The sequence below is a fragment of the Mycolicibacterium chlorophenolicum genome (assembly GCF_001044235.1).
GTDB lineage: Bacteria > Actinomycetota > Actinomycetes > Mycobacteriales > Mycobacteriaceae > Mycobacterium > Mycobacterium chlorophenolicum.
Window position 1 is genome coordinate 1 of record NZ_JYNL01000025.1, and the last position, 13,391, is coordinate 13,391.

The window sequence follows — 13,391 nt, forward strand, 5'->3', positions numbered from 1 at the left end:
CAATCGCACGCAGACCAGAGTACGTCGACGCCTACCGGTTCTTCACCGAGCCGGCCGTGACGCGCAACGCCCGGCCGCTGACCCGGCAGACGCAGATCGCCCACGCCACTGAGACGCACCCGACCGCCTCCAGCCTGGTCGACGCCCGCACCATCATCACGCTGTCCGGGTTCGCGCCGCCCACGTTGCACGCCATGGGCATCCGCGTGGCCACCAGCTTCTCCGCGCGGCAGTTCAACCTGCTGATCACCAACGCCCCCGGCGCCCAGAAACAGATGTACATCGCCGGGACCAAGCTGCTCGAGACCTACTCGGTGCCGCCGCTGCTGCACAACCAGGCGCTGGCCATCGGCGTGACGTCCTACAACGGCACGCTGTACTTCGGCATCAACGCCGACCGTGACGCGATGAGCGACGTCGACATGCTGCCCAGCCTGATGCGCGAAGCCCTCGATGAACTGCTCGAGGCCGCCCGGTAACCGATCGGTGACCGGATGGGGATTTGACGGTGGCCCGCGGGCGGAGTCGAATGATTCGGATGTCCACCTCCGAAGATGAGCTGACCGCCACGGTTGCTGACGGTCCCACGACCGGCCCGAGCCCGGTCCCGCATCCCGTACTCGACGTGCCCGTCGAAGAGGCGCGCCTCACCCGCTCCCGCGGTATCGACTGGGCCGTCTTCGGCGTCACCGCCGCGATCGCCATCGCCTTCCTGGTGTGGGGCTTCGTCAGCACCGACACGCTGGCCGACGCGTCCTCGACGGCGCTGACGTGGGTGATGAACAACACCGGGTGGCTGTTCGTGCTGACCAGCACCGGCTTCGTCGTCTTCGTGCTCTACCTCGCGCTCGGGCGCTACGGCACCATCCCGCTCGGCCGTGACGACGAGGAGCCCGAATTCAACGGCATCTCCTGGGTGGCGATGATGTTCAGCGCCGGCATGGGCATCGGGCTGATGTTCTTCGGTGTCGCCGAACCGTTGTCGCACTTCACCACACCGCCGCCCGGCACCGGCGCGGAGGGCAATCCCGAAGCCGTGCAGAACGCGTTGGCGACCACGCTGTTCCACTGGACGCTGCACCCATGGGCGATCTACGCCGTCGTCGGCCTCGCGATCGCCTACGGCGTGTACCGCAAGGGCCGGCTGCAGCTGATCAGTTCGGCGTTCGAGCCGCTGCTCGGGTCACGGGCCAACGGGTCGTGGGGCAAGGTCATCGACATGCTGGCGATCTTCGCCACGCTGTTCGGCTCGGCCGCGTCACTGGGCTTGGGCGCCTTGCAGATTCGCAGTGGCCTGCAGATCGTCGCCGGCATCGGGGAGACCGGCAACGCGATCCTGGTCGTCATCATCACGGTGCTCACGGTGTGCTTCGTGCTCTCGGCGGTGTCGGGGGTGGCGCGCGGCATCCAGTGGCTGTCGAACATCAACATGGTGCTGGCCGTGGCGCTCGCGCTGTTCGTGTTCGTGGTCGGCCCGACCGTGTTCATCCTGAACCTGCTGCCGACCGCGCTGGGCAGTTATTTCGCGGACCTGAACATGATGTCGGCGCGCACCGGCGCCGAGGGTGACGACGTCAACACGTGGCTGCAGTCCTGGACGATCTTCTACTGGGCGTGGTGGGTGTCCTGGACGCCGTTCGTCGGCATGTTCATCGCGCGAATCTCGCGTGGCCGCACCATCCGTCAGTTCGTGGCGGGGGTGCTGGTGGTGCCGAGCCTAGTGTCGCTGGTGTGGTTCGCGATCTTCGGCGGGTCGGCCATCCACGTGCAGCAGAGCGGAACCGATCTGGCCGGCGAAGGCGGGGTGGAGAAGCAGTTGTTCACGCTGCTCGACCAGTATCCGATCGCCACGATCGCCAGCGTGGTGGTGATGATCCTGGTGGCCATCTTCTTCGTCTCCGGTGCCGACGCGGCGTCGATCGTGATGGGCTCGCTGTCGCAGAAGGGCACGATCCATCCCAGCCGGGGCACCGTCGTGTTCTGGGGCGTGGCCACCGGCGCGGTCGCTGCGGTCATGCTGCTGGTGGGCGGCGAGGATGCGCTGACCGGGTTGCAGACCATCACGATCATCGCGGCGCTGCCGTTCCTGCTGGTGATGGTGGCGATGGCGGTGGCGCTGCTCAAGGATCTGCGCCGCGATCCGAAGATCCTGCGCCGCGAGTACGCCGCGGAGGCCGTCAACAGCGCGGTCGTCGCCGGCGTCACCCAGCACGGTGACGACTTCATCATCTCGGTCGAGAAGGACCCGAAGGGCAAGGATCGCGATGGCACACAGCGAGAAGAAGCCGGCTGACGACGGGGGCGCTACCAAGGCCAAGCTGCCCAACAAGATCTACAAGGCCGAATTGTTCCGTCTCCAAACGGAATTGGTGAAACTGCAGGAGTGGGCGCGGGAGACCGGCGCACGCGTGGTCATCGTCTTCGAAGGCCGCGACGCCGCCGGTAAGGGCGGCACCATCAAGCGGATCACCGAGTACCTCAGCCCCCGGATCGCCCGCATCGCGGCGCTGCCCGCGCCGTCGGATCGCGAACGGGGGATGTGGTATTTCCAGCGCTATATCGCCCATCTGCCGGCCCGCGGAGAGATCGTCCTGTTCGACCGCTCCTGGTACAACCGCGCCGGGGTGGAGAAGGTGATGGGGTTCTGCACCCCCGCCGAGCACATCCTGTTCCTGCGCCAGACACCGATCTTCGAGCAGATGCTCATCGACGACGGCATCATCCTGCGCAAGTACTGGTTCTCGGTGTCCGACGACGAACAACTGCGCCGCTTCCGGTCCCGGCTGCACGACCCGGTGCGGCAGTGGAAGCTCTCGCCGATGGACCTGGAGTCGGTGTACCGCTGGGAGGATTACTCGCGGGCCAAGGACGAGATGATGGTGCACACCGACACGCCGCAGAGTCCGTGGTACGTCGTCGAATCGGACTCCAAGAAGCACGCGCGGCTGAACATGATCGCCCACCTGCTGTCGTCGATCGACTACGAGGACGTGGAGTTGCCCCGGGTGGAGCTGCCGGCCAAGCCGGTGGTCAGCAGCGACTACCGCAGGCCCGCGCGGGAGCTGACCACCTATGTCGACGATCACGTCGCCACGCTGCTGGGCGACGTCGACTAGTTGCGGCCACTACGCTCGGCACAGTGCGCGTCTTCGTTCCCGCGACCCTGGCCATGCTGCAGAAGCTGGTGGCCGACGGATCGCTTCGCCCCGTCAACGGCACCGCGTTCGCGGTGACGCCCACCCTGCGGGAGTCCTACGCCGAGGGCGACGACGACGAACTCACCGATGTCGCGCTGCGGGACGCGGCGCTGGCGTCGCTGCGCCTGATCGGTGACCAGGGCGACACCGGGCTGCCCAACCGGCGCGCCGTGCTGGAAGCCGACGCCGACGACGTGACGCTGCGGCCCGACCTCGACGACGCCGTGGTGCGGATCCCCGGCGAGATTCCGATCGGCCGGGTGATCGCCGCGTACGTCGACAACGCGGCGGCCGAGGCGGCGGTCGCGGCCGCGGTCGAGGCCGTCGACGAGGCGGATCTGGGCGACGAGGACGCCGAGCTGACGGTCGGCGACGCCCAGGATCACGACCTGGCCTGGTACGCCGCGCAGGAGCTGCCGTTCCTGCTCGAACTGCTGTGAGGGGCTGGCTACGGAGCCGTAAGTTACGGTACCGTAGGTTGGATACCAGCTCTTCGGTAGGAGCCCCCATGGCCAAGACCACGATCAAGACCACCGCCCGCGTCGCCGACACCGTGAAGCCCGTCATCGCCGGGGCCGCAGAACGGCCCGGGTGGCATTTCCTGCGCACCATCGCGGCCCGGATCACCACGCCGCTCCTTCCCGACGACTACCTGAAGCTGGCCAACCCGCTGTGGTCGGCGCGCGAACTGCGGGGCCGGGTGCTCGAGGTGCGCCGCGAGACCGTCGACTCCGCCACGCTCGTCATCAAGCCCGGCTGGGGCTTCTCGTTCGACTACCAGGCCGGCCAGTACATCGGCATCGGGCTGCTGGTCGACGGACGCTGGCGCTGGCGCTCCTATTCCCTGACGTCGAGCCCCGTCACCAGCAAGGGTTCGCGCACCATCACGATCACCGTCAAGGCGATGCCCGAAGGCTTCCTGTCGACCCACCTGGTCGGTGGCGTCGAACCGGGCACGATCGTCAGACTCGCTGCGCCGCAAGGCAATTTCGTCATGCCCGACCCTGCCCCGGCGTCGGTGCTGTTCCTCACCGCCGGCTCGGGCATCACGCCGGTCATCTCGATGCTGCGCACGCTGACCCGCCGCGGTCAGCTCGGTGATGTGGTGCACGTGCACTCCGCACCCACCGAGTCGGACGTGCTGTTCGCCGAGGAACTGTCGCAATTGGCCTACCGGCACGAGGGCTACCGGCTGACCGTGCGGGCCACCCGCACCCAGGGCCGGCTCGACCTGACCCGCCTCGACGAGGTGGTGCCGGACTGGCGGAATCGCCAGACCTGGGCATGTGGCCCCGAGGCGATGCTGGAGGCCGCGGAACGCACCTGGGCCGCCGCCGGGGTCGCCGATCGGTTGCACCTGGAGCGCTTCGCCGTGACGCGCGGCAGCCACGGCACCGGGGGCACCGTCGCGTTCGCGCGGGCGGGCAAGGAAGTCGCCGTGGACGGCGCGACGTCGCTGATGGACGCCGGTGAGGCCGCCGGCATCCAGATGCCGTTCGGGTGCCGGATGGGGATCTGCCAGTCCTGCGTCGTGGGCCTGCTCGACGGCCACGTCCGCGATCTGCGGACCGGGGTCGAGCACGAGCCGGGCAGCCGGGTGCAGACCTGCGTCTCGGCCGCATCGGGCGACTGCGTGCTCGACGTCTAGCGTTTACTGCCTAGTAACCTACGTCTTCGTAGGTTACGGTAGCGTAGGTAGGGCGAGAGGAGGGTTGGAACCCATGGCAATCACCGACGTACCCGAGTTCGCGCACCTCAGTGATGCGGACATCGAAGGGCTGGCGCGCGAACTCGACGCGATCCGCCAGGACATCGAAGACTCCCGCGGGGCGCGCGACGCCCGCTACATCCGCCGAACCATCGCCGCGCAGCGCGCGCTCGAGATCGCGGGCCGGCTCCTGCTGGCCGGCAGCTCCAAGCGCGCCTACTGGTGGGCCGGCGCCACCACGCTGGGCGTGGCCAAGATCATCGAGAACATGGAGATCGGCCACAACGTCATGCACGGCCAGTGGGATTGGATGAACGATCCCGAGATCCATTCCTCGGCATGGGAATGGGACATGAGCGGCGCGTCCAAGCACTGGCGCTTCACCCACAACTTCATGCACCACAAGTACACGAACATCCTCGGCATGGACGATGACGTGGGCTACGGCGTCATCCGCGTCACCCGCGACCAGCGCTGGACGCCGATGAACCTGGGCAACCTGTTCTTCAACACCCTGCTCTGCGTCGCCTTCGAGTGGGGAGTCGGGCTCCAGCATCTCGAGCTGGGCAAGATCTTCAAGGGCCGCGACGACCGCAAGGCGACGATGGTGCGCGTCAAGGAGTTCGGCGTCAAGGCCGGCCATCAGGTGGCCAAGGACTACGCGCTGTGGCCGGCGCTGACGTCGCTGTCGCCGCGAGCGTCGTTCACCTCCACGCTCAAGGCCAACGCGCTGGCCAACGTCATCCGCAACGTGTGGGCCAACGCCGTGATCTTCTGCGGCCACTTCCCCGACGGTGCAGAGAAATTCACCAAGACCGACATGATCGGTGAGAGCAAGGGCCAGTGGTACCTGCGCCAGATGCTCGGCAGCGCCAACTTCGAGAACGGCCCAGTGCTGCGCTTCATGAGCGGCAACCTGTGCCACCAGATCGAGCATCACCTGTTCCCGGATCTGCCGAGCAACCGGTACTACGAGATCTCGGTGCGGGTGCGGGAGATCTGCGAGAAGTACGACCTGCCCTACACCACGGGATCGTTTGTGGCGCAGTACGGCAAATCGTGGCGCACGATCGCGAAACTGTCGCTGCCGGACCGCTTTCTGAAAGACACCGCCGACGATGCACCCGAGACGCGCAGCGAGCGGATGTTCGTCGAGCTGGATCCGGCCGAGCGTCGCGGACTGAAGTCGGCGATCGCGGCGGTGCGGGCGCGTCGACGTGCGCGCAAGACTGTGGCTCAGAGCGCCGAGCGCCGGGCCGCCTGACTGAGTGATTCGGGTGTAGTTGGTCAACCCCAGCGTGACCAACTACACCCGAATCGCAGTCGATCAGGGCACGTAGTCGAAGGTGTCCGGGTTCGGCCCGGTGCGGCCGTCCTCGCCCTTGTCCAGACCCGAGATCGCCGACAGATCGTCGTCGCCGAGCTCGAAGTCGAACAGCGCGAAGTTGTCCTTGATCCGTTGCTCGGTCACGGATTTCGGGAACACGATGTCCCCGCGCTGGATGTGCCAGCGCAGCACGACCTGAGCGGGCGACTTCCCGACGGACTCCGCGATGCGGGTGATCACCGGATCGTCGAGCACCTTGCCCTGCGCGATCGGTGACCACGCCTCGGTGGCGATGCCGTGCTCGCTGCCGTAGGCCCGCACCTTCTCGTTGGTGAAGTACGGGTGCACCTCGATCTGGTTCACCGCGGGCACGGTGCCCGTCTCCTGGGCCAGCCGCTCGAGGTGGTCGACCTGGAAATTGGAGACGCCGATGCTGCGGGCCCGACCGTCTTTGGCGAACTCCTCCAACGTCTTCCACGTCGAGACGTAGTCACCGTCGTAGAGCGTCGGCAGCGGCCAGTGGATCAGGAACAGGTCGACGTAGTCGAACCCGAGTTCGGACAGCGTCTTGTCGAACGCGCGGCGCGCGTCGTCGGGCTTGTGGAACCCGTTGTTGAGCTTGCTGGTGATGAACACCTCGCCGCGGTCGACGCCCGAGTTGCGGATGCCCTCGCCGACGCCCTTCTCGTTCTGATACATCTCCGCCGTGTCGATGTGGCGGTAGCCGATGCTCAACGCCGTGTTGACCGCGTCGGCGGTGTCCTCCGGCGGGATCTGATAGACGCCGAATCCCAGCTGGGGGATCGTCGCGCCGTTGTTCAACTTGATCGTGGGTACCTGTGTCACGTTCTACCTCCTTCGCGGGCAGCGTGCCCCATGGGCGGGCCGCACAAACACTGCAGGTCCATTGTCATCGGCCGGTCAGGAATGGTCGCGCTCGGCGTCGCGCAGCACGGCCAGCAGCCGGCGCGCCGCGGCCACCCGGTCGGCCGCCGCCCCGGACAGCGAGTCCAGCGCACACTCCGGATCGGCGGGCGGCCCCATGTGCCCACATCCGCGCGGACAGTCGTCGATCGCGTGGGCCAGATCGGAGAACGCCATCACCACGTCGTCGGGCGCGATGTGCGCCAGCCCGAACGAGCGGATCCCCGGGGTGTCGATCACCCAGCCCCCCGACGCCAGCGGCAGCGCCACCGACTGCGTGGAGGTGTGCCTGCCCCGCCCGATGTCGGTGACCGCCCCGGTGGCCCGATCCGCGTCGGGGACAAGCCGATTCACCAGAGTCGACTTGCCGACGCCGGAATGCCCGAGCAGTACCGTGACCTTGTCCGTCAGCAATCGCTGCACCGAGGCGAGCTCATCCGCCCGCCCGGCGGTGACGATCGTCAGATCGAGGCCGGCGAACTGCGCGGCGAACGGTTCGGCCGGCGCCAGGTCGGTCTTGGTGAGGCACAGAATCGGCTCCAGGCCACCGGCGTAGGCCGCGATCAGCGTGCGCTCGACCAGCCCGGTGCGCGGCGGCGGGTCGGCCAGCGCCACCACGATCAGCAGCTGGTCGGCGTTGGCGACCACCACCCGCTCGGTCGGATCGGTGTCATCGGCGGTGCGCCGCAACACCGTTCGGCGCTCCCCGCGCCGCACGATGCGCGCCAGGGTGTCGGGCCGTCCCGACAGGTCGCCGACCACGTCGACGTCGTCACCCACCACGATCGGAGTGCGGCCGAGTTCGCGGGCCCGCATCGCGGTGACGTGGCATGCCGGGTCGCGGCCCAGCGCGCAGCCCCACCGGCCCCGGTCGACGGTGACGACCATGGCCTGTTCTGCGTCGGCGTGCTCGGGCCGGGTCTTGGTCCGCGGTCGCGAGCCGCGGCCCGGGCGCACCCGGACATCGGTCTCGTCGTACTCGCGTGGGCTCAAAGGCCGGCCCGGGAGTCGGTCTGACCGGCCAGCATGTCGGCCCACATCTGCGGGAACTCCGGCAGCGTCTTGGCCGTCGTGCCGATGTCCTCGACCTCGACGCCGGGCACCCGCAGTCCGATGATCGCGCCCGCGGTCGCCATCCGGTGATCGGCGTAGGACTGCCAGACCCCGCCGTGCATCTGCTGCGCGGTGATCGTCAGCCCGTCGTCGGTCTCCTCGCACTGCCCGCCGAGGCGGTTGATCTCAGTGCTCAGCGCGGCCAGCCGGTCGGTCTCGTGGCCGCGCAGATGCGCGACCCCGCGCAGATGCGACACCGACCCGGGGGTGGCGAGCGCGGCCATCGCCGCCACCGACGGGGTCAGCTCGCCGACGGCGCGCAGATCGACGTCGATGCCGCCGTAGGTGGCGGTGCCCTGCACCTCCAGATAGGAGTCGCCGCGGCGCACCACCGAGTCGAACATCGACAGGATCGACAGGATCGCCTGCGCCGGTTGGGTACTCACGTCCGGCCAGCCCGTGACGCGGACACTGCCGCCGCTGACCACGGCCGCGGCCAGGAACGGCACCGAGTTCGACAGGTCGGGCTCGATCACCCATTCGTGGGCGGCGACCGGGCCGGGGGAGACCCGCCACCGGTTGGCGGTCGCGTCGTCGACCTGCACACCGGCCTCGCGCAGCATCGCGACCGTCATCGCCACATGCGGCGCGGACGGCACCTCGGCACCGGTGTGCACGACCGTCAGCCCCTTGTCGAACGCCGCGCCCGAGAGCAGCAGCCCCGACACGAACTGCGACGAGCCCGACGCGTCGATCTCGACGGTGCCGCCCCGAACCGCACCTTCGCCGCGCACGTCGAACGGCAGCGCGTCGCCGTCGATCCCGACGCCGAGCGCGCGCAACCCGTCGAGCAGCGGGGCGATCGGACGGGCCCGCGCCTGCTCGTCGCCGTCGAACGTGACGGTCTCGGTGCCCAGCGCCGCCACCGGCGGCAGGAACCGCAGCACCGTGCCCGCCAGACCGCAGTCGATGCGCGTGCCCGGCTCGGGCTCGAGCGCGCCACCGATGGTCAGCTCGGTGTCGTCGGTGGCGGCGGCCTCCACCTGCAGGCCGAGACTGCGCAGGGCGCCGATCATCAGGTCGGTGTCTCGGCTGCGCAGCGCGCCGCGCACGGTCGAGGTGCCGTGCGGGGCTGCGAGCGCGGCCAGCACGAGGGCGCGGTTGGTCTGCGACTTCGAGCCCGGCACCGTGACGGTGGCGTGGACAGGGGTCGCGGTCGACGGGGCCGGCCAGGTGCTCACACGTCCATTCTGGCGTGTCGTGGGTTTCTGCCACCATGGGGACCATGTGCGGGCGATTCGCGGTGACCACCGATCCGGCGCTGCTGGCCGAGAAGATCAAGGCGATCGACGAAGCCACCTCCGAGCGCAAGGAGCCGGCGTCGCCGAACTACAACGTGGCGCCCACCACCACCGTCGCTACCGTCGTGAAACGGCACACCGACCCCGACGACGAGTCGACCCGCCGGGTGCGGCTGATGCGCTGGGGATTGGTGCCGCCGTGGGTGAAGGCCACCGATGCCGGCACCCCCGACACCAAGGGTCCGCTGCTGATCAACGCGCGGTCGGACAAGGTGACGAGCTCGCCGGCGTTCCGCAGTTCGGCCAAGGCCAAGCGCTGCCTGGTGCCGATGGACGGCTGGTACGAGTGGCAGGGCCAGAAGGGCGCCAAGACCCCGTTCTTCATGCACCCCGTCGACGGGGAGCCGCTGTTCATGGCAGGGCTGTGGTCGTCCTGGCGGCCGAAAGACTCACCGAAGGACGCACCACCGCTGCTGAGCTGCACGATCATCACCACCGACGCGGCCGGGCCGCTCGCCGAGATCCACGACCGCATGCCCCTGACGATCAGCGCCCGCGACTGGGACCACTGGCTGGACCCCGACGCGCCGATCGACGAGGGCCTGCTGCGCGGGCACGGCGACCTCGACCGGATCGCGGTTCGGGAGGTGTCGAGGCTGGTCAACAGCGTGCGCAACAACGGGCCGGAACTCATCGAGCCCGTCGAGCCGCAGCCGGAGCAAGCCACGCTGCTATGAGCCTGCCGCTGACCGACCGCGCGGTGGTCGACGCGCTGGGCGCCGACCTGAGCGCGGCGAACTACACCACCGACGGGGTCGCCGAGTTGCTCGGCGCCGACGCGGGCGCCGCGTTCAGCCGCGGGCTCTGGTGGTCGGCGCTGCGGGCCACCGAGCGGGCCCCCGCCGACCGGCAACAGCTGGCGACCCTGGTGCGGCTGTTCCTGCTCGGCGCCGACGAGACCCGCTCCCGGGTCGCCTCGGCGTTCCCCGGCGCCGGCGTCGACGCGCTGACCGCCGCCGGCGTCCTCGAGCCCACCCCCGGCGGGTTCCGGGCCGTGCTGGACATCCGGCCGCACAGCGATGGCGCCCGCGACTTCCTCGTGGTCTCCGATCAGGACGCGGCACTGCGGCCCGGGCCGGTGCGCCGCGACCACGTGCTCGGCATCGGTGGCGCGTCGGTGTCCCTGGCGCACGCGGTCGTCCGCGCGCCCGTCGGCCGCGCGCTCGACGTCGGCACCGGCTGCGGTATCCAGGCGCTGCACCTGGCTGGGCACAGCGACCACGTCGTCGCCACCGACACCAACGAGCGCGCGCTCGCTCTGGCGTCGGCGACCGCGCGGCTCAACGGCATGTCCTGGGACCTGAGGGCGGGCAGCCTGTTCGAGCCGGTGGCGGGGGAGCGGTTCGACCTCATCGTGTCCAATCCGCCGTTCGTGGTCGGCGTCGGGGCGCTCGACTACATCTACCGTGACTCCGGGATGGCCGGAGATGCACTGTGCGAGAACATGATCCGCGGAGTCAACGAGCATCTGGAGCCGGGCGGCACCGCGCAGATCATGGCGAACTGGATCGTCCGCGACGGGCAGGACTGGCGGGAGCGGGTCCGCGGATGGCTCGACGGCAGCGGCCTGCACGCGTGGGTGGTGCAACGCGAATTCGCCGACCCGATCAGCTACGTCTCGCTGTGGACCTCGGACGCCGGTGAACTCCCGGAGGAAGCCGCGCGCCGCGGCGGGCTGTGGCTGGACTGGTTCGACGCGGAGGGCATCGCCGGGGTGGGCATGGGCATGATCGTGGTGCGCGCGCCGCGCCGTGGGGAACACCGTCCACCCGAGCAGGTGCTGGAGGAGATCACCGGCGCCGACGAGCAGCTCACCGGCCCTGAGGTGGAGGCCTTCTTCGCCCGCCGGGAGTACCTGCACGACACCAGCGACGACCGGCTGCTGGCCGCCCGGCTGACCACCGCGCCGGTGTTGCTCGACGAACGGTCGCTGCCCGGTCCCGACGGCTGGCAGACCGTCGGCGCCGCGGTGCGCCGCCCCGGCGGGCCCGGCGCGGTGATCGGCGTCGACGAGGTCTCCCGCGCACTGCTAGCGGGCTGCCGGGGTGAGGTGCCGCTGGGCATGCTGATCGAGCTGCTGGCCGCCCACCACGGCGTCGACGCCGACGCGCTGGCCATCGCCGCGCTGCCGGTGGTGCGGGAGGCGATCGGCCGCGGGATCCTCTACGAGGCGCGGTAGACCGCGCTGACCACGACGTAGGGCGAGGCGAACGCGACGACGCCCGACGGCTCGGCGTGCTGCTGCAGCGCCGCGGCGAACGCATCGGCCAACTCCTGGCGTGCGCCGCCGGCGCGCCCGAACGTCGCGACGTGCATCGGCGACTCGGTCTGCAGCCACTCCAGCGCGGCGGACACCGAGGCGAACTCCCACCGGTGCTCGCCGCGCTCGAACTCCAGCTCGGTGAAGTGCGGTGCCAGCCGGTCGGCGACGAGAGCCTCGTCGCCCCACTGGTCGGGGGAGAAGCCGACGGTCGCGGGCGCGCCCAGCACCGCGATCACCGGGTCGAACAGCGGATTGCTCTGCGCGCGCACCCACGACGAGAAAGCCAGCACGCCAGAGGGTTTGAGCAGGCGGGCGATCTCGGCGACCTGACTGACGGGCTCGACGAAGATGATGCCCATGTTCGACACGACGGCGTCGAACGAGCCGCCCGGTAGGCCGGTGTCGGCGGCGTCGCCGACCGTCCAGGTGATGTGCGGGGCGCGCCGGGCGGCGAGGTCGATCAGCTCGGGAGTCAGGTCGACACCGGTGACCTGTGCGCCGCGCGCCGCCGCGGCCACCGCGGCGCTGCCGGTGCCGCACGCGAGATCGACGACGGTCGCGTCCGCGAGCGGCCGTCGCCGCCCGACGGCGTCGACCACGCGCTCGGCGATGTGGGCAATGCGTTCGCCCACGGCGTCGTAACGCCCGGCAGACCAGATCGACGGCGATGACACAGGCTCCAGCGTGCCACGATGGGCCGATGAGCGAGTTCGCGGTCCACGCGCCGCCGCTGCCGCGGCCGGTGACGTTCGACCAGTTCTGGGCGGACCTGACGTTCGTGCACTGGCCGGTCGATCCCGGCGCCGTCGCGCGGCTCTTCCCGCCGGGGACCCGGCCCGACGTCGTCGACGGCGTCACCTACGTCGGGCTGGTGCCGTTCGTCATGCGCGACCTCAGGCTCGGCACGGCGGTGCGGCTGCCGTACTTCGGGACGTTCGCCGAGACGAACGTCCGGCTCTACTCCGTCGACGACAGCGGTCGGCACGGGGTGCTGTTCCGCTCGCTGGAAGCCGAGCGGCTGGCGGCGGTCGCGGCCAGCCGGGCCGCGCTGGGCATCCCGTATACGTGGGCGAGGATGCGCGTCACCCGCGACCGCGACCGCATCCGCTACGACAGCGTGCGTCGTTGGCCGCGGCGAGGACTGCGCAGCGACGTCACCGTCCGCATCGGGGAGCCGATCGAACCGACGCCGCTGGAGGTGTGGCTGACCGCGCGGTGGGGTGCGCACACCCGCAAGGCGGGCCGGACCTGGTGGCTGCCCAACGAGCACGCCACCTGGCCGCTGCACAGCGCCGAAATCATCGATTTGGCAAGCGATTTGGTGTCCGCAGCCGGGGTGACCGTCGCGGGGCCGCAGCTGCGGGCGTTGTATTCGCCAGGGGTGCACGCCCGATTCGGCACGCCGTCGAAAGTCGCCTGAAGGACTCGCGGAAGCGCATTCCTGGTCGCGATGAGCGCCGGCGGATTCATACGGTCACTGCAACATCCGGTGGTGTGAGGGGTTGCTGAGTGACCAGTGGGCGGCGGTTCGGGTCTGAGGTTCGGCGCGAGTTCTATG

At 69.7% G+C, this 13,391-nt stretch carries 13 protein-coding genes; 9 read left to right on the forward strand and 4 right to left on the reverse strand.

The annotated features are described in order from the left end of the window. The 6 genes from MCHLDSM_RS14420 to MCHLDSM_RS14445 form a co-directional block, all read left to right on the forward strand. On the forward strand, positions 1–479 hold a 479-nt coding region (locus tag MCHLDSM_RS14420), incomplete at its 5' end, for a WS/DGAT domain-containing protein (protein ID WP_048470731.1). 59 nt (positions 480–538) lie between these two features. Continuing rightward, complete coding sequence (locus MCHLDSM_RS14425; protein WP_109788834.1) at positions 539–2,293, forward strand: BCCT family transporter; 1,755 nt, start codon at positions 539–541, stop codon at positions 2,291–2,293. Next, complete coding sequence (ppk2, locus tag MCHLDSM_RS14430) at positions 2,265–3,116, forward strand: polyphosphate kinase 2 (RefSeq protein WP_048470732.1); 852 nt, start codon at positions 2,265–2,267, stop codon at positions 3,114–3,116. The genes MCHLDSM_RS14425 and ppk2 overlap by 29 nt, the downstream gene beginning before the upstream one ends. Before the next feature lie 23 nt (positions 3,117–3,139). Then, complete coding sequence (locus MCHLDSM_RS14435) at positions 3,140–3,637, forward strand: DUF6912 family protein (RefSeq protein ID WP_048470733.1); 498 nt, start codon at positions 3,140–3,142, stop codon at positions 3,635–3,637. A gap of 68 nt (positions 3,638–3,705) precedes the next feature. Then, entirely contained in the window at positions 3,706–4,845 is a 1,140-nt protein-coding gene (locus MCHLDSM_RS14440; RefSeq protein WP_048470734.1) for a ferredoxin reductase, read from the forward strand. A gap of 73 nt (positions 4,846–4,918) precedes the next feature. After that, entirely contained in the window at positions 4,919–6,169 is a 1,251-nt protein-coding gene (locus tag MCHLDSM_RS14445; RefSeq protein WP_048470735.1) for a fatty acid desaturase family protein, read from the forward strand. A 63-nt stretch (positions 6,170–6,232) separates the two neighbouring features. Here the strand turns inward: MCHLDSM_RS14445 and MCHLDSM_RS14450 are convergent, their stop codons facing one another. From MCHLDSM_RS14450 to aroA, 3 genes are all read right to left on the reverse strand, one after another. Continuing rightward, complete coding sequence (locus MCHLDSM_RS14450; protein ID WP_048470736.1) at positions 6,233–7,078, reverse strand: aldo/keto reductase; 846 nt, start codon at positions 7,076–7,078, stop codon at positions 6,233–6,235. A gap of 75 nt (positions 7,079–7,153) precedes the next feature. Further along, a complete protein-coding gene (gene rsgA / locus MCHLDSM_RS14455) occupies positions 7,154–8,149 on the reverse strand; it encodes a ribosome small subunit-dependent GTPase A (protein WP_048470737.1) in 996 nt (331 codons plus the stop codon). Continuing rightward, the gene (aroA, locus tag MCHLDSM_RS14460) at positions 8,146–9,450 is read right to left on the reverse strand and encodes a 3-phosphoshikimate 1-carboxyvinyltransferase (RefSeq protein ID WP_048470738.1); all 1,305 of its coding nucleotides are present in this window, start codon (positions 9,448–9,450) and stop codon (positions 8,146–8,148) included. The genes rsgA and aroA overlap by 4 nt, the downstream gene beginning before the upstream one ends. A gap of 44 nt (positions 9,451–9,494) precedes the next feature. Here aroA and MCHLDSM_RS14465 point away from each other — a divergent pair, with 44 nt between their 5' ends. Together MCHLDSM_RS14465 and MCHLDSM_RS14470 are read left to right on the forward strand one after the other, a co-directional pair. Beyond that, positions 9,495–10,247 (forward strand): SOS response-associated peptidase, encoded by a 753-nt coding sequence (locus MCHLDSM_RS14465; RefSeq protein ID WP_048470743.1) that lies wholly within the window; start codon positions 9,495–9,497, stop codon positions 10,245–10,247. Then, complete coding sequence (locus tag MCHLDSM_RS14470; RefSeq protein WP_048470739.1) at positions 10,244–11,749, forward strand: DUF7782 domain-containing protein; 1,506 nt, start codon at positions 10,244–10,246, stop codon at positions 11,747–11,749. Before MCHLDSM_RS14465 ends, MCHLDSM_RS14470 begins: the two co-directional genes overlap by 4 nt. Here the strand turns inward: MCHLDSM_RS14470 and MCHLDSM_RS14475 are convergent. Further along, on the reverse strand, positions 11,734–12,507 hold the full coding sequence (locus tag MCHLDSM_RS14475) for a class I SAM-dependent methyltransferase (RefSeq protein WP_048470740.1): 774 nt from the start codon (positions 12,505–12,507) through the stop codon (positions 11,734–11,736). The two genes, MCHLDSM_RS14470 and MCHLDSM_RS14475, sit on opposite strands and share 16 nt — an antisense overlap. A gap of 26 nt (positions 12,508–12,533) precedes the next feature. Between MCHLDSM_RS14475 and MCHLDSM_RS14480 the strand changes: the two genes are divergently transcribed. Continuing rightward, on the forward strand, positions 12,534–13,253 hold the full coding sequence (locus MCHLDSM_RS14480; RefSeq protein WP_109788835.1) for a YqjF family protein: 720 nt from the start codon (positions 12,534–12,536) through the stop codon (positions 13,251–13,253). The last annotated feature ends 138 nt before the right edge of the window (positions 13,254–13,391 follow it).

Coding starts and splice junctions, on each gene's coding strand:
- MCHLDSM_RS14440 (WP_048470734.1), top strand. CDS start 3,706: ATGGCCAAGACCACGATCAAGACCACCGCCCGCGTCGCCGACACCGTG.
- MCHLDSM_RS14480 (WP_109788835.1), top strand. CDS start 12,534: ATGAGCGAGTTCGCGGTCCACGCGCCGCCGCTGCCGCGGCCGGTGACG.
- MCHLDSM_RS14470 (WP_048470739.1), top strand. CDS start 10,244: ATGAGCCTGCCGCTGACCGACCGCGCGGTGGTCGACGCGCTGGGCGCC.
- MCHLDSM_RS14445 (WP_048470735.1), top strand. CDS start 4,919: ATGGCAATCACCGACGTACCCGAGTTCGCGCACCTCAGTGATGCGGAC.
- MCHLDSM_RS14465 (WP_048470743.1), top strand. CDS start 9,495: ATGTGCGGGCGATTCGCGGTGACCACCGATCCGGCGCTGCTGGCCGAG.
- ppk2 (WP_048470732.1), top strand. CDS start 2,265: ATGGCACACAGCGAGAAGAAGCCGGCTGACGACGGGGGCGCTACCAAG.
- MCHLDSM_RS14425 (WP_109788834.1), top strand. CDS start 539: ATGTCCACCTCCGAAGATGAGCTGACCGCCACGGTTGCTGACGGTCCC.